The following is a 16303-nucleotide window of genomic DNA, read 5'->3' on the forward strand; positions in this document are numbered from 1 at the left end:
GCGTCATGTGACGTCTATCGCTAAACTCGCGCCACTGCCTGAAATATGAGCCTTTCCCGTGAAATTAACCCCGGTTGAACACGCCCAAATAAACTGGAATGAACAGGGTACACCTGTGTCCCGAGCGTTCGGCGACGTCTATTTCTCCAACGATAATGGACTGGAGGAAACGCGCTATGTGTTCCTCGATGGCAACCACATTCCGCACCGTTTTGCCGCACATGCGCGCGATTTATTTATTGTCGCCGAGAGCGGTTTTGGGACTGGTCTGAACTTTCTCACCCTGTGGCAAGCCTTCGATCGCTTCCGTAATGAGCAACCCAACGCCACTTTGCAGCGTCTGCACTTTATCAGCTGCGAGAAATTTCCGCTGACGCACGCCGATCTTGCTGCCGCCCATGCCCATTGGCCGGAGCTGCAGCCGTGGGCCGAACAGCTGCAACAGCAGTGGCCGCAGGCATTGCCGGGTTGTCAGCGCCTGCTGTTTAATGGCGGCGAAGTCACGCTGGACCTCTGGCTTGGTGATATTAACGCGCTAATTCACACCTTTGATGACAGTCTTAATCGTCAGGTGGATGCGTGGTTCCTTGATGGCTTCGCGCCAGCAAAAAATCCAGAGATGTGGACGCCAGAGCTGTTTGCCGCGATGGCGCGCCTCGCCCGTCCGGGCGGCACGCTGGCAACCTTCACCGCATCAGGTTTTGTGCGACGCGGGCTGCAGGAAGCCGGTTTCAGCATGCAGAAGCGCAAAGGCTTTGGTCACAAGCGTGAAATGCTGGTCGGCGTAATGGAACAGGCTGCTGAATTACCGCACAGCCAGCCGTGGTATGCGCGCCCGCCAGCCAGCAGCCAGGATGTGGCGCTGATTGGCGGCGGCGTCGCTAGTGCAGTATTGGCGCTGGCGCTGTTACGACGCGGTTGGCGCGTGACACTTTATTGCGCGGATGACGCGCCCGCGCTGGGCGCATCCGGCAATCGTCAAGGCGCGCTCTATCCGCTGCTGAACCAGCACGATCCCGCGCTGGCCACCTTCTTCCCGGCGGCTTTTGGTTTTGCCCGTCGTCTGTACGATCGGCTGCCAGTGGAGTTTGAGCATGACTGGAGCGGCGTGTTGCAGCTGGGCTGGGATAGCAAAAGCGCGGAGAAAATCGCGCAGATGCTCAATATGGAACTGCCGCATGACATCGCGTACGGCGTTAATAAAGAAGAAGCGCAACAGCTGGCAGGCGTCGAGCTCGCCGTCGGTGGGATTTTCTATCCGCAGGGCGGCTGGCTATCACCCTCTCAGCTAACCAGTAATCTGCTGGAATACGCGCAATCACTGGGATTACGCCTTCACTGGCTGCATCGCGTCACGCAGTTAACGCGCGATGAAGATAACTGGACGTTGCACTTTAGCCAGCAGCCGCCAGTGCAGCATCCCCAAGTGGTGCTGGCGAATGGTCACGCGTTGCTGGAACTCGATCAAAGCAAAATGCTGCCGGTCTACGCGGTGGCGGGACAGGTGAGCCACGCGCCGACCAATCCGTCATTAGGCGCGCTGCGCACCGTGCTGTGCTACGACGGCTATCTCACGCCGGTCAGCCCGAACTTCGCCACCCATTGCATCGGCGCTAGCTATCATCGCGGCGATACCGCGACGGATTTCCGCGCCGACGATCAGCTGGAGAATCGCCAGCGGCTGATCAACTGTTTACCGGAAAGCCAATGGCCACAGCAGGTTGATGTGTCAGATAACCAGGCGCGCAACGGCGTGCGCTGTGCCACGCGCGATCATCTGCCGATGAGCGGCAGCGCGCCGGATTATGACGCCACCCTGGCGCAGTATGCCGATCTGCCAGAACAGCGCGCGCGTGGTGCAAATGTAGCTGATGCGCCGGTGCATAACGGTTTGTTTGTGTTGGGAGCATTAGGTTCGCGTGGCTTGTGCAGCGCACCGCTGGCGGCCGAAGTGCTGGCAGCGCAGATGAGCGGCGAACCGCAGCCGCTGGATGCTGCCACGCTGGCGGCGATGAATCCAAATCGCTACTGGGTACGAAAACTGCTGAAGGGTAAAAAAGCGGGTCGATAATCTGCGGGGCGAGCGATCGCCCCGAGACGTTAAGCGGTTTGACGTGCCTGCAGGAACAGATTGTCCCACATGCCGGTGACCAGCGCCTGATCGCGTGGCGACAGTTCACCGGCAGCAATGGCTTTTTGCAGACTGTTGGTGACGTGGGTTTGCAGCGCTTCCGGCGTGTGTTCACCGCTCAGCTCAATCTCCGCCACTGCCAGGGTCAGATGACCACGCAGATAGCCGCCCGCAAACAACTCGTCATCGCTGGCGTGATCGACCATATCGTCAATCAGGGCCAGAATTCGGGTTTCAAATTCTACGATCATCTCTTCCTCTCTTCTTATAACCTTCGCGGATTACAGATCTTCCGGCCAGGGAAATTGTGCCGCCGTCAGTGCCGGCGTGCCGTAATAATTCGTCAGCGCATCAATGAAACGGGCCGGTCGCATCGGAATGCCCTGCTCCAGATACGTCATCACTTGCGCATGAACCTTACGCTGAAACGCGATGCGATCTGGCTCACAATCGCCTTCGAGATTGTCACAACTGACGTTGAAGGGAAAGCCCGCCGCCACGCAGAACAACCACTCCAGCGCCTGCGGTTTCACCTCAACCGATTCGAACTGGCTCTGCGTTTGCGCATCGCGTCCGTCCGGACAATACCAATAACCAAAATCTACCAGCTTGCGGCGCGCCTCACCGGCGATGCACCAGTGGGAAATTTCATGCAGCCCGCTGGCGTAGTAACCGTGCGCGAACACCACGCGATTCCACGGTGAGGTTTCATCCGCTGGAAGATAAATAGGTTCGTCGTCGCCTTTAATTAGACGGGTCTGAAAATCGTCAACGAAGCAGCCATCAAAGATGGCAATCAGCTGATCGTAATGGTGTGTTGTACTCATAATTTTTAATCTTTAAAAAAAACCGGCGCCATTGTCGCATTGGCAGCCGGTCTTGACGAGTGTTGGATTACAGCGTGGCCAGCCAGGCCATCAATTCTCCACCGTGACTGTCCCATAACAATTTGGCGCTCATCACCGCAGAAACGATCACCACCATGGGGCGAATCAGTTTCTGACCGCGACTCAACACCAGCCTGGCGCCGAGACGCGCGCCGATAACGGCGCCGAGCAGCATAATCGCGCCGGTGCCCCACACCACTTTGCCGCCGAACATAAAGAACAGCAGACTGCCAAAATTCGAGGTGAAATTTAGGATTTTGGCGTGGGCGGTAGCTTTTGCCAGATTGAAACCGCACAGCGTAACGAAGGCCAGCGCATAGAACGAACCGGCGCCTGGACCAAAGAAGCCGTCGTAGAAACCGACACAGCCGCCGCCCACCAGCGCATAAGGCAAACCGTGCAGGCGACGTTCGCGATCTGCTTCACCCAAACGCGGCATCAGCAGGAACCACAAACCGATGCAGATCAGCAGCAGCGGCAAGATTTGGCGCAGCACATCCGCTTGTAAGTGCTGAATCAGAATGGTGCCGGCAATTGCGCCGAGAAAGGTCATGGCGATATTCAGCCACTGCTCGTTCAGCTTCACCGCACCGCGACGGATAAAATAGAGGCTGGCAGAGAACGAACCACCGACCGATTGCAGCTTATTGGTGGCTAACGCCTGCGCTGGAGAGAGTCCGGCCGCCAGCAATGACGGCACGGTGAGCAATCCACCACCGCCAGCAATGGAGTCGATAAATGCCGCCAGCATTGCCACGAAAAACAGCACACCAACGACTAGCGGGCTAACAACGAACCAATCCATTGAAATACCTACAGAAGATGCTTATCGAGTAAAGCCTGACAAGACGGCGGTAGTGGCGGCGGCGTTTTCTTCACCGGCGGCGTGCTGCCTGGTTTTTTCGGCAGGAACCAGCTATCCAGCTCTGCGCCACAGCCATCGCCTGCAGGTTGAGGAGCCTGATCTTCACACTCCAGACTGCCCGCCGGGCAACGCAAACGCACATGCATGTGCGCGCGATGGGCAAACCACGGACGTACTTTATTCAGCCACGCACGATCGCTACCGGCATCGGCACACAACTGCCGTTTAATCGCTGGATTGACGAAGATACGCGTCACTTCGTCGTCTTTCGCTGCCAGTTTAATCAGGCTATCAATTTGTGGTTGCCAGTGACGTGCGATCACCTGCTTATCATCGGCAGAAACCAAATCGAGCGGCTGCGGCTTGAGCAATTGCTGCGCCGTCCAGCGGGTTTTCGGCAGTTGCAGCCAGATATCAACATCCAGACCGGTTTGATGGCTGGCGTGGCCGCTGCTAAAACGACCGCCCGCCGCCATGCCCATATCGCCAATAAGCACTTGTCCCAGCTGAAGCTGATGAACCTGGGTGCTGAGACGCTGAATAAAGGCAATTAAATCGGGATGGCCGTAATAACGACGCTGATCCTGACGCATCACCTGATAATTGGGTGAGTTGAGCGGCAGCTGTTGCGCACCAACAATACAGCCGTTGGCGAAGCCGCCAATCGACTGCGGGCTGCCGGCGATCGGCTGATGAATTTGCTGCCACGGCGTGGCGGCAACCGCGGCCGCACTGCATAACAGCGCGGCACAGGTAATAAGCAGACGGCGCATCATCGGGCTTACCAGCGCGGCACGCTGCTGTTGACGTCACCGTTTTGCGCGCGCTGGCGCAGCAGGTGATCCATCAACACAATCGCCATCATCGCTTCGGCAATTGGCACCGCGCGAATACCAACGCACGGATCGTGACGACCTTTGGTGATCATCTCAACTTCTTCGCCGTCGCGGGTGATGGTGTTGCCCGGCACGGTAATGCTGGAGGTCGGTTTCATCGCCAGATTGGCGCTGATGGTTTGGCCGCTGCTAATGCCGCCTAAAATGCCGCCCGCGTGGTTGCTCTGGAAACCGTTGGCACGAATCTCATCGCGATGCTGGCTGCCGCGCTGATTGATGACTGCGAAACCGTCGCCAATCTCCACGCCTTTCACCGCGTTGATACTCATCAGCGCATGCGCCAAATCCGCATCCAGACGATCAAATACCGGCTCGCCCAATCCCGGCGGCACGTTTTCTGCCAGCACCGTGACTTTGGCGCCGATGGAGTCGCCCTCTTTCTTCAGGCCGCGCATCAGTTCATCCAGCGCTTTCAGCTTGGAGGCATCCGGGCAGAAGAACGGGTTCTCTTCCACGATGCCCCAGTCTTTCAGCTCGCAAGCCACATCGCCAATCTGCGCCAGATAGCCGCGCACCACGATGCCGTGCTTCATCTGCAAATACTTCTTAGCAATCGCACCGGCCGCTACGCGCATCGCGGTTTCACGCGCCGAAGAGCGTCCGCCGCCACGATAGTCGCGCAGGCCGTATTTCTGTTCGTAGGTATAATCGGCATGGCCAGGACGGAACAGATCTTTGATTGCGCCGTAATCCTGTGAACGCTGGTCGGTGTTCTCAATCAGCAAACCGATTGAGGTCCCCGTCGTCACGCCCTCAAACACGCCGGACAAAATTTTCACCTGATCCGGCTCGCGGCGCTGCGTGGTGTAGCGCGACGTACCAGGACGACGACGATCGAGATCGTGCTGAATATCAGCTTCCGTTAACGGAATGCCGGGCGGCACACCGTCAACGATGCAGCCCAGCGCAATACCATGCGACTCGCCAAAAGTGGTTACGCGAAAAACTTGTCCGATGCTGTTTCCGGCCATGCTGGTTCCTTGTTGCGATGTTGCGGGCGAGCGCTCGCCCTCTTATTTAGTCTTTGTAGAATGAGAAGTGATGCTGTGCCGCGACGATTTGCTCGCGCGTCAGCATAAACACGCCGTCACCGCCGTTATCAAACTCCAGCCAGGTAAACGGCACGTCTGGATACTGATCGATCATGTGCACCATGCTGTTACCGACTTCGCAAATCAGCACGCCTTGTTCGGTGAGGTAATCCGGCGCACAGGCCAGAATACGGCGCACCAGTTTCAGGCCGTCGCTGCCTGCTGCCAGACCGAGTTCCGGCTCGTGGCGATATTCGTTCGGCAGATCGTCCATATCTTCCGCATCCACGTAAGGTGGATTGGTGACGATTAGATCGTATTTCACCGGCGGCAAGTTGCGGAACAGATCGGCGCGGATTGGCGTGACGTGGTTCAGCAGGCCGTGCTCTTCGATGTTCTGCTCGGCAACCGCCAGCGCATCGGTGGAGATATCCACTGCATCCACTTCCGCTTCCGGGAAGGCGTAAGCGCAGGCAATGGCGATGCAGCCGCTGCCGGTACACATATCGAGAATGTGATTAGGCGAATCGCTGATCAAACCGGCAAAACGGTTCTCAATCAGTTCACCAATCGGTGAACGCGGCACTAACACGCGCTCATCAACGTAAAATTCGTGGCCGCAGAACCAGGCTTTGTTGGTGAGATACGCCACCGGAATACGCTCGTTGACGCGGCGAATCACGCGCTCAACAATGCGATGACGCTCGCTGGCCGTCAGGCGCGCATTGCGCATATCTTCTGGAATATCCAGCGGCAGCCACAGCGTGGGCAGAACCAGTTGGACTGCTTCGTCCCAGGGATTATCCGTGCCGTGGCCGTACCAAATGCCTGCCGCCGAAAAACGGCTGACAGCCCAGCGCAGCATGTCCTGAATGGTGTGCAGTTCATTCACTGCCTCATCGACGAATATCTTGTCCACGTAGCCCTCCGCAGGCCATAAAATCAATCGGCCGATAGTGTGCCACGAAGCCGGACAGAATTCAGCGCAGCGAGGCGAAAAAGCTGACATTTGTTAACGCTAACGGTTAAGGTATGCGACTTGATGTTTATCAGCCTTTTCTGACCCCAGCACAGAGCCATGAGTAAAAAAACGCCGCTAAGCCAGGACGATCAGCAGATGTTCCGCCAGTTAATGACCGGAACGCGCAAGCTGAAACAGGACACCATCGTGCACAAACCGGTGGTGAAAACGCGCCAACTGCCGTTGAAACGCCTGATATCAGAGCAAGCCGACAACAGTCATTATTTCTCTGACGAGTTTCAGCCGCTGCTTTCCAGCGAAGGTCCGGTACGCTACGTGCGCGCTGATGTCAGCCATTACGAGCAGAAAAAGTTGCGTCGTGGCGATTACACGCCGGAAATTTTTCTCGATCTGCATGGCTTAACGCAGATGCAGGCCAAGCAGGAGCTCGGCGCGCTGATCGCTGCCTGTCGCCGTGAGCATCTGTTCTGCGCCAGCGTCATGACCGGGCACGGTAAACACATCCTCAAGCAGCAAACACCGCTTTGGCTGGCACAACATCCGCATGTAATGGCGTTTCATCAGGCACCGAAAATGTTCGGCGGCGACGCCGCGCTGCTGGTGCTGATAGAAGTAGAAGAGTGGCAGCCGCCTGAATTGCCGTGACGTGCCGCGCTACAAAAGGATAGGGCCGCGAATGCGGCCCACAGTAGTTGCAATTTCAGAGAATTAAATTGCTTTAGCCAATTTTGACGGGCTGACCTGCCACTCCAGCTTGCCTTCGCAGGCATCTGCATCAAAGTCCACACAGGCTATCGCGGAGGTGGCGAACATCGGCGGCGCTTCCTGCGGGCAGAGTTCAGACACTAAATAACCCACCAGCGGCAGATGCGAAATCACCAGCGCCGATTTAACCCCTTTCTGCGCCAGCACCTGCAAATAGCTGGCTACCATCGCGGGATCGCCGCCTGGCGTCAGTTCCGGCAACACATCCTGCCCTTCCGGCAAATTCAGCGTTTCACGTACCGTTGCCAGCGTTTGCTCGGCGCGCAGATACGGACTCACCAATACCCGATCGATTGCTGGCGTTTTGCTGTTGAGCCAACTCGCCATCGCTCTCGATTCATCACAGCCACAGAGGGTGAGAGGTCGAACTGAATCACTCGCTGCTTCCAGAGCTGCGTCGCCATGACGCATGATAAAAACTTGCATAAAGCACCGCTGTTGTTTGTCGATATCGCCCGGTACCACAGCACCAGACGCTTCATTCTGCGAATGAACGGTGTGTTTTACCCCAATGGCTTCAGTATAGTCAACCGGTTGTTTATTAAATAAGCATATCTCAGAATGGTGCTGCGCTTACCGCTGCGCAGCCCTCTGACTAACCCGCTGAATCAGTGCGCCTATTCACGATTGTGCAGAAGTGTAAAAATTCGTTTGCTGTTCTGACATTGCGATCAGCGCCTCACTCGGCGTAAAACGTTCGCCGTGTTGCTGCATTAATGAGCTTAATGCTTTAACGATATCGCCAATGCCGCGCTGATCCATATAGCGGAACGGACCGCCGAGGAACGGCGGGAAACCGATGCCAAATACCGCTGCAATATCGCCATCGCGCGCGTTGCGAATCACCGCTTCATCGAGACAACGTGCCGCTTCGTTCAGCATCATCAATACGCAGCGCTCGGCGATCTGCGCTTCGCTCTGCTTCGCCTGCGGTTTGATGTTCAAGAGCGTGTAGATTGACGCATCGGCTTTGCGCTTGCCCGGCCAGCGCGAACGTTGGTAGAGGTAGAACCCTTTGTGGTTCTTACGCCCTTTTCTGCCGTCAGCCAGAATGGCGTTCGCGGCGTTGGGTGCGCTGAAGCGAGAACCGTAAGCCTGCTCAAGAATCGGGCTGATTTTGCTGCCGACATCAATCCCCACTTCGTCCAGCAGTTGCAACGGCCCAACAGGAAAACCGAATTTCACTAAAGCACGATCAATATGCTCAATCGGCTCACCTTCCTGCAAACATTGCATCGCTTCATTTATATAAGTTGCGAGAATGCGGTTAACGTAAAAGCCGGGACGATCCGCCACTACCACCGCTGTTTTACCCTGTTGCCGCGCCAGCTGCACCGTGTTCGCCAGCGTTTGCGCCGAGGTATTGGCGTGCGGAATCACCTCCACCAGCGGCATTTTGTCCACCGGGCTGAAGTAATGCAGGCCGATAATATTTTCCGGTCGCTGCGCATGGGCGGCAATGTCGGCAATCGGTAGCGACGAGGTATTGGAGGCGAATATGGTGTGCGCCTGGCAATGACTTTCGATTTCGCTGACCATCTGCTGCTTGAGCGCCAGATCCTCAAATACCGCTTCGATCACCAGATCGCGCTGGCTGAACCCTTGATAATCGATGCCGCCGCTGATGCGCGCCATCTGCTGCTGACGTTCAGCCGCTTTCATTTGACGCCGCTTCACCTTGTTGCTCAACAAGTCCCAGCTGTATTGCAGCGCATGATTCACGCCATTGAGATTGATGTCTTTAATGCGCACCGGCAAACCGGCTTTCAGCGCCGTGACGCTGGCGATGCCGCCGCCCATCAATCCGCCGCCAAGCACGCCAATCTGCTTCAGCGCTTGCGGTTCAACACTGGCCATCGACTCTTTCTTTAAGGCGGTTGAGGCGAAGAACAGGCTGCGCAGCGCTGCCGATTCTGGCGTCATCGCCAGTTGACCAAAGGCGCGCGCTTCCGCTTCGTGTCCGGCGCTGCTGCCCTGCTCCAGACCGATGCGCACCACTTCAAGAATACGGTCAGCCGCAGGATAGTTGCCCTGGGTTTTGCTGTGGGTTTGACGCTGTGCCAGTGAAAACAGCACCTGACGCGCAATCGGTCCCTGCAGCAAACGATCGCGGCGCGAAAGTTCACGGCGAGCGCCTTTTCCTTTATGTACGCGCGCAATCGCCGTTTCCAGCAGAATCGATTGCGGCACCGCGTCATCCACAATCCCGAGCTTGAGCGCCTGTTTGGCGCGCAGCTGTTTGCCAGTGAGAATCAGCGGCAGCGCCTGCTGCACGCCAATCAGGCGCGGCAAACGTTGCGTACCGCCAGAACCCGGCAGCAAACCGAGCTGTACTTCCGGCAAACCGAGGCGCGTTTTGTCATCCAGCGAACAGATGCGCGCATCGCAGGCCAGCGCCAGTTCGAGGCCGCCGCCAAGGCAGGCACCGTGAATCGCCGCCACCACCGGAAACGGCAGCGCGGCAATCATCGCCATCACATCTTGTCCCTGCTTTGCCAGCGCTTCAGCTTCTTCAGCCGTTTTGCAGCTGGCGATCATGCTGATATCCGCACCGGCAACAAAGTTGTCTGGCTTGCCGGAGATCAACACTAATCCGGCTAAATCATGATGGCTGCGCGCTTCATCCAGCACCGCTTTGATCTGCGGCACAAATTCGGCCTTCAGCGTGTTCATCTTCTCGCCTGGCACATCGATGGTAATCACACCGACATGGTCGAGGCGCATATGTAAATGAAAGGCGGATTCGCTCATTATTCGGCCTCCAGAACCATTGCCGTGCCCAGGCCGCCCGCCGCGCAGGCGGTGACCAATCCTAAACCGCCGCCGCGCCGCCGCAGTTCCTGCAGCGTTTGCGTGATCATACGCGCGCCGGTGGCGGCAAACGGATGACCATAAGCAATCGATCCGCCGAGCACGTTAAAGCGTTCTTCATTCACTTCGCCCAGCGCATGCGGACGATTCAACACCTCGCGCGCAAAGCGTTCATCGCGGAACATTTTCAGGTTGGCTAAGGTTTGTGCGGCAAAGGCTTCATGCATATCAATCAGCGTCAGATCGTTGAGCGTGATGCCAGCGCGGTCCAGCGCCAGCGGCGAGGCGTACGCCGGTCCAAGCAACATGTCCTGCCAGACATCAATCGCCGTAAAGGCGTAGCTGCGCAGATAGCCGAGCGGCTGGATGCCGAGTTCACGTGCGCGCCTTTCGCGCATCAGGATCACTGCCGCCGCGCCATCGGTCAGCGGCGTGCTGTTGGCGGCGGTCACTGAACCGTGGCGACGATCAAATGCCGGACGCAGTTTGGCGTAATCGGCGGCGCTGGCGTTGAAGCGAATATTGTTGTCCTGCTCGATGGGCGCTTTCCACGGCGGCACAAATGCCGGCATCACTTCCTGAGTTAGCACGCCCGATAGCCAGGCGCGCGCCGCATGCTGGTGCGAACGCAGCGCTAACGCATCCTGCTGTTCACGCGTGATGCCGTGACTTTTCGCCATCTGCTCGGCGGTATCGCCCATGCGTAATCCGGTGGAATACTCCGCCACCGCCGGTGGCACTGGCAACAAATCGCGCGGACGCAAACGACGCAGGATGCTGAGTTTTTGACTGAAGCTGCGCGCTTTATTGAGATCCACCAGCGCACGCGCCAGCGTTTTACTGACGCCGATCGGCAGCACCGAGGATGAATCCGCGCCACCGGCAATGCCGACATCAATGGTGCCCGCCATCAAACTTTCCGCGACGTTTGCCACCGCCTGAAAACTGGTGGCGCAGGCGCGACTGACGCTATATGCATCGGTATGCACGCTTAATCCGCTGCTCAGAACAATTTCACGCGCAATATTCGGCGCTTCCGGCATCTGCACCACCTGGCCAAACACCAGTTGATCGATAACCTCGACCGGTAATTCACTGCGCGCCATAAGTTCGCTGATCAACATGCGTCCCAACTCCAGCGCGGGAATGCCGTGAAAATCGGTCGCCTGACGGGCAAAAGGGGTGCGTAATCCGTGGGTTATGGCGATACGTTCGCCCTGACGCGTCAGCAGCGGCTGCGCTTTGCTCATTGCAATCACCTGTAATTTTCGACCGGGGCATCATTGCCAAACAGGTCTGACCTGATCATCAGTGTTAACTAAATGTTGCTAAGTAGCCAATACGCAGAGGAAAAAAGTGCGAGGGAATACACGAAAATGAGTTAAGGCTGCCGAAGGGGTTTCGGCAGCGGCGGGATTAGCGTAGGCCGAGTTGGAAAATCAGGGTTTCCGCCTGGCAGGCAAAGGTGAAGTCGATAGACAGGCGCACTGCATCGCCTTCATTGGCAAATTCTGCACAAATATCGCAGGGATCGGATTCCACCTGACGTGCGCGCTCCGTCAAATGCGCCAGCATCGCATCTGCCGCATGACGATCGGCAAACACGCCAGACCAGCTGGCGGTGCAATCGGTATTGTCCATCACGGTTCCCACATCTACGCAGCAGCAGGCGGCCGTTTCGTTCGCACTACATTTTTTAATGGCATCAGTCATGGTTTTCTCCTGACGATAAATTCAACACAATCGGATCATTTTCTGCCGCAAAGTGTACGCCTGCTGGGTTTTCACATCCACGATCAAGCCGCTAAGTGACGAATATCACACTAAAAATTGATCCAGAACAAAATTGAAAGCTATGTTGAAGGCGAACCGCTAAGATTTTGTTAAGCAGATCTGATTTTATCGATCAAATCAGAAATATTTAAAAAACAATATTGCAACAAATACACAGGTCGGACCTATACTCGTCGCACTGGTCTGATATGTGGTTTTGACGTCAGTCCCTACAATTCGCCGCTCTTTGTTACGCGACGTAACAACGTTAAATAATAAATCTAGATGAGGTTGTGGTCATGAACCATAAAAACCTGTTTGCAAAGTCAGCTGTGGCAGCTGCAGTAACGCTCGTCTGTTCTCATGTTTACGCCGCGGGCTTTCAACTTAATGAATTCTCAGCAATTGGTTTAGGTCGTGCGTATTCCGGTGAAGGTGCGATGGGTGATACCGCCGCCTCTGCCAGCCGTAACCCGGCAACCATGGCGTTAATGGATCGCCCTTCTTTCTCGATTGGTGCGGTTTATATTGATCCTGAAGTCGATATTAGCGGCCAAAGCCCGTCTGGTCGCAGCCTTGATGCCAAGAATATTGCACCGAATCAGTGGATCCCTAATCTTCACTACGTGCATCCGATTAACGATCAGTGGTGGATTGGTGCGTCTGCAACCTCCAACTATGGTCTGGCAACCGAATTTAATAATGGCTATACCGCTGGTGGTTATGGCGGCAAAACCGACCTGATGACCGGCAACTTTAATATCAGCACCGCTTATCGACTGAATGAGAATTTCAGCTTCGGTATCGGCTTTGATGCGGTTTATGCCAAGGCGAAAATTGAGCGTTATGCCGGTGAATCTGGCGCAGCGCTGGGCATTCCTGCCGATACCCAAATTGCCCATTTAAAGGGCGATGAATGGGGCTACGGCTGGAACGCCGGCATTTTGTATGAAGTGGATAAGAACAACCGCTTCGGTTTCACTTATCGTTCAGAAGTTAAAATCGACTTTGACGGCGATTACAAAAGCAGTCTGCCGGGTTACGTGAACTCCCTGCCGCAGGCGCAGTTGTTAGGTCTGCCTTACGGTACCGGCGGCTCAACCATTCCGGGTTCTCTGACGCTGAATCTGCCTGAGATGTGGGAATTGTCCGGCTACCATAAAGTCGCACCACAATGGGCGGTTCACTATAGCCTCACGTATACCAGCTGGAGCCAATTCCAGGAGCTGAAAGCCACCGGCAGCAATGGCCAGACGCTGTTCTATAAGGATGAAGGCTTCCACGATGCTTATCGCATCGCGTTAGGTACCTCGTACTTCTATGACGACAACTGGACCTTCCGTACCGGTATCGCCTTTGATGACAGCCCGGTTCCGGCCGATAAGCGCTCTATCTCCATCCCGGATCAGGATCGTCTGTGGCTGAGCGCCGGTGCGTCATACGCGTTCAATGAAGATGCTTCCGTCGACTTGGGTATTTCTTACATGCACGGTCAGAAAGTCACCGTCAAAGAAGGCCCGTATACCTTTAACTCTGAAGGTAAAGCCTGGCTGTACGGCGCGAACTTCAACTACAAGTTCTGATGTGCAGATAGCAATGAAAACGGCGACAGTGATGTCGCCGTTTTTATTATTAAACCTGCACGCGATGTACCATCGGCCAGTGAGCCGCAAGAAAATCGACAAAGCAGCGCACGCGCGGCGACAGATAACGGCTGGCGGGCCAGATAGCAGAAAAACGGCTCTCCCGCACGCAACTGCCCGGCAACACTTCCTGTAACTCGCCTCTTTTCAGCAGTTCACCCACGACAAAATCCGGCACATAGCTGATGCCCATTCCTGCCAGTGTGCTATGCACCATCGCTTCGATGTTGTTGACGGTTAATAGTTTTAACGGCTGGAATTCGCCAGTCACACGCAAATTTGCCAGCTCCCAGCTTTGAAGCAAGCCGGTTGCCGGGAAGCGAAACAGAATGCAGTGATGTCGGGATAACTCGTCGCTGCGCTTTGGTGGCTGATGGCTTTGCAAATAGCCAGGACTGGCGCACAACACAAAGCGAAACGCGCCCAGCGTGCGCGCCTGCAGGCGTGAATCCTGCATTTCACCGCTGCGAATCGCCACATCAAATCCTTCATCAATGACGTTCACCAGCCGATCGCTAAAATCCAACTCCAGTTCAATATCCGGATAAAGCCGGCTGAAGTGCGGCAGCAGCGGCGTGATCAGCCGATAACCAACCACCGGCAGCGAAATGCGCAGTTTGCCACTGGGATGGCTTACCGCCTGAGTGATCTCCGCTTCGACATCGCGAATTTGTTCGAGGATAAGCCGCGATCGTTCCAGCAACAATGCGCCCTCAGCCGTCAGGCTGACACTGCGCGTACTGCGATGGAACAGGCGCACGCCAAGCTGCTGCTCTAATCGTGCCACATTCTTCCCCACCGCAGACGCGGAAATGCCAAGCAGCTGCGCCGCTTGCACAAAACTCAGCGTCTCTGCAGTACGCACAAAGGAAGTTAACGACGTCAAACTGTCCATGCTGATAAACCTTTTGTCCGCAAAGAATGGATATCCACCCCATTTATTCATCTTTATATCCGCAATAGCATCCTTCGTCATCCCTTCACTTTTTGCGAGACCCTTTGATGACGGAAATCAGTACGGCACTTACTATCAGCGCTAAAAGCAGTGCAACGCTGGCGATTCTGCTGGCAGCGTTATTATTGCCACTGAGTTTTACCGGCGGTGTTGTGACAACACCGGCGATCAGTCACGAACTGCAGGGCGGACCGCTTTCTCTGGCCTGGCTGACCAACGGCTTTATGCTGACCTTCGGCAGCGGTCTGCTTGCTGCAGGCGTCGCCGCCGATAAGCTCAGCTACAAACGCATTTTTATCGCCGGTCTGGCGCTGTTCGCTGTTAGTTCTCTTTTGATTTTTCTCACCCAAAGTGCGTTTGCCCTCGGCGTCTATCGCGCGCTGCAAGGCATTGCCGCCGCCATGACGTTAGCGGGAGGCGCTACCGCGCTGGCGCATCTACACAGTGGTAATGCGCGTACGCGGGTGTTCAGTTTGCTCGGTACGCTGTTTGGTGTCGGATTGGCATTTGGTCCGTTGATGATGGGATTGATTACCGATGGATTTGGCTGGCGCTGGGTTTATCTGGTGCTGGCGTTAATAGCCACGCTCATCGCGTTAACCAGCCAGCTATTCCTCGCCGCACCGCAGGTGCGCGCATCCGGACCTGTGGATATGCGCGGCACCGCGCTATTCAGCATGGCGCTGCTGGCCTTCACCATTGCGCTAATTCTGCTGCCGCAATACGGCGCGATTTCATGGCCGCTGCTGCTGTGCGCAGTATTAACGCTGCTGGCGGGCGGGGAATTTTATCGTCATACCAAGCGGGCTGAGATGCCGGTGTTTAGTTTGACGCTGCTGCGCCAGCCGCACTTTGCTGGCGTGCTATTGCTGCCCGTCGCCACCTGTTACTGCTATGTGGTGCTGCTGATTGTTATCCCGCTGTTTTTGATGGGCGCACAGGGATTGAGCGAAACGCAAAGCGCCGTCACTTTGCTGTCACTGACCGCGCCGATGCTGATTTTTCCCGGTATCGCGGCCTGGCTAACACGCTGGTTCCGTGCTGGCAATGTAGCGGTATTTGGCTTGCTGCTGGCGACATTGGGATTGCTGGGCATGGCACAGGCCATCGCAACTGCCGATATCACCGGATTAAGTATCGCGATGTTCGTTACCGGCGCAGGCGCGGCGTTGCCCTGGGGTTTGATGGATGGATTGGCGGTTTCTGCCGTATCGGTAGAACGAGCGGGCATGGCGGCCGGTTTGTTTAATACGGTACGTGTGGCCGGTGAAGGTATTGCGCTGGCGGTAGTGATGGCGCTGCTGACGCTGTTCAATCAGTGGCAACTTCACCAGACATTACCTGCGCTGGACGCCAGCACGCACGAGGCCGTGGCTGGCTGGCTTTCCGGTAGCCATATCGCAGAAGCCAGCAAGTTGCTGCCGCAACTGACGGCTCGCGAACTGGTGCACAATGTTCAATATGCTTATCAGGTTTTGTTGTACGGATTAGCGGCGATCACGCTGGTGTGTACAGGGATGATTGGATTTTTACTGACACGGCCAACGCTACCGAGATAAAAAAA

The 16303-nt window shown here is 56.1% G+C and carries 15 protein-coding genes; 4 read left to right on the forward strand and 11 right to left on the reverse strand.

Annotated elements, in window-relative coordinates; all coding sequences use genetic code 11:
* Positions 1–58 precede the first annotated feature (58 nt).
* Positions 59–2071: a bifunctional tRNA (5-methylaminomethyl-2-thiouridine)(34)-methyltransferase MnmC2/FAD-dependent 5-carboxymethylaminomethyl-2-thiouridine(34) oxidoreductase MnmC1 gene (gene mnmC / locus ACXIZX_RS13040; RefSeq protein ID WP_479404323.1), complete on the forward strand. Its 2013-nt coding sequence runs from the start codon at positions 59–61 to the stop codon at positions 2069–2071.
* Between the two features lie 29 nt (positions 2072–2100).
* Here mnmC and ACXIZX_RS13045 read toward each other — a convergent pair whose 3' ends face one another.
* From ACXIZX_RS13045 to prmB, 6 genes are all read right to left on the reverse strand, one after another.
* Positions 2101–2382: a YfcL family protein gene (locus ACXIZX_RS13045; RefSeq protein ID WP_008101252.1), complete on the reverse strand. Its 282-nt coding sequence runs from the start codon at positions 2380–2382 to the stop codon at positions 2101–2103.
* 30 nt (positions 2383–2412) lie between these two features.
* Positions 2413–2958 carry an elongation factor P hydroxylase gene (locus ACXIZX_RS13050; protein WP_479404324.1) on the reverse strand — a complete coding sequence of 182 codons (546 nt, stop codon included), beginning with the start codon at positions 2956–2958 and terminating at the stop codon, positions 2413–2415.
* A 67-nt stretch (positions 2959–3025) separates the two neighbouring features.
* The gene (locus ACXIZX_RS13055; protein WP_008101255.1) at positions 3026–3823 is read right to left on the reverse strand and encodes a sulfite exporter TauE/SafE family protein; all 798 of its coding nucleotides are present in this window, start codon (positions 3821–3823) and stop codon (positions 3026–3028) included.
* Positions 3824–3831: 8 nt separating this feature from the next.
* Positions 3832–4656, reverse strand: coding sequence for a penicillin-insensitive murein endopeptidase (gene mepA, locus ACXIZX_RS13060; RefSeq protein ID WP_176971202.1), 825 nt, complete (start codon positions 4654–4656; stop codon positions 3832–3834).
* Positions 4657–4664: 8 nt separating this feature from the next.
* Positions 4665–5750 (reverse strand): chorismate synthase, encoded by a 1086-nt coding sequence (gene aroC / locus ACXIZX_RS13065; RefSeq protein ID WP_479404325.1) that lies wholly within the window; start codon positions 5748–5750, stop codon positions 4665–4667.
* A 46-nt stretch (positions 5751–5796) separates the two neighbouring features.
* Positions 5797–6729 carry a 50S ribosomal protein L3 N(5)-glutamine methyltransferase gene (gene prmB, locus ACXIZX_RS13070; RefSeq protein ID WP_008101261.1) on the reverse strand — a complete coding sequence of 311 codons (933 nt, stop codon included), beginning with the start codon at positions 6727–6729 and terminating at the stop codon, positions 5797–5799.
* Between the two features lie 159 nt (positions 6730–6888).
* Between prmB and smrB the strand changes: the two genes are divergently transcribed.
* A complete protein-coding gene (gene smrB, locus ACXIZX_RS13075; RefSeq protein ID WP_061717868.1) occupies positions 6889–7437 on the forward strand; it encodes an endonuclease SmrB in 549 nt (182 codons plus the stop codon).
* 63 nt (positions 7438–7500) lie between these two features.
* Here smrB and sixA read toward each other — a convergent pair whose 3' ends face one another.
* The 4 genes from sixA to ACXIZX_RS13095 form a co-directional block, all read right to left on the reverse strand.
* Entirely contained in the window at positions 7501–7983 is a 483-nt protein-coding gene (gene sixA, locus ACXIZX_RS13080; RefSeq protein ID WP_036647371.1) for a phosphohistidine phosphatase SixA, read from the reverse strand.
* A 195-nt stretch (positions 7984–8178) separates the two neighbouring features.
* Entirely contained in the window at positions 8179–10308 is a 2130-nt protein-coding gene (gene fadJ, locus ACXIZX_RS13085) for a fatty acid oxidation complex subunit alpha FadJ (protein ID WP_479404326.1), read from the reverse strand.
* The gene (gene fadI, locus ACXIZX_RS13090; RefSeq protein WP_479404327.1) at positions 10308–11618 is read right to left on the reverse strand and encodes an acetyl-CoA C-acyltransferase FadI; all 1311 of its coding nucleotides are present in this window, start codon (positions 11616–11618) and stop codon (positions 10308–10310) included. The genes fadJ and fadI overlap by 1 nt, the downstream gene beginning before the upstream one ends.
* 166 nt (positions 11619–11784) lie before the next feature.
* A complete protein-coding gene (locus ACXIZX_RS13095; RefSeq protein WP_479404328.1) occupies positions 11785–12081 on the reverse strand; it encodes a YfcZ/YiiS family protein in 297 nt (98 codons plus the stop codon).
* A gap of 359 nt (positions 12082–12440) precedes the next feature.
* Between ACXIZX_RS13095 and fadL the strand changes: the two genes are divergently transcribed.
* Positions 12441–13724 carry a long-chain fatty acid transporter FadL gene (fadL, locus tag ACXIZX_RS13100; protein ID WP_008101276.1) on the forward strand — a complete coding sequence of 428 codons (1284 nt, stop codon included), beginning with the start codon at positions 12441–12443 and terminating at the stop codon, positions 13722–13724.
* 49 nt (positions 13725–13773) lie between these two features.
* Here the strand turns inward: fadL and ACXIZX_RS13105 are convergent, their stop codons facing one another.
* The gene (locus tag ACXIZX_RS13105) at positions 13774–14679 is read right to left on the reverse strand and encodes a LysR family transcriptional regulator (RefSeq protein WP_179449990.1); all 906 of its coding nucleotides are present in this window, start codon (positions 14677–14679) and stop codon (positions 13774–13776) included.
* A gap of 107 nt (positions 14680–14786) precedes the next feature.
* Here ACXIZX_RS13105 and ACXIZX_RS13110 point away from each other — a divergent pair, with 107 nt between their 5' ends.
* The gene (locus ACXIZX_RS13110) at positions 14787–16298 is read left to right on the forward strand and encodes an MFS transporter (protein ID WP_479404329.1); all 1512 of its coding nucleotides are present in this window, start codon (positions 14787–14789) and stop codon (positions 16296–16298) included.
* Positions 16299–16303 lie beyond the last annotated feature (5 nt).

Source organism: Candidatus Pantoea symbiotica (assembly GCF_056491525.1).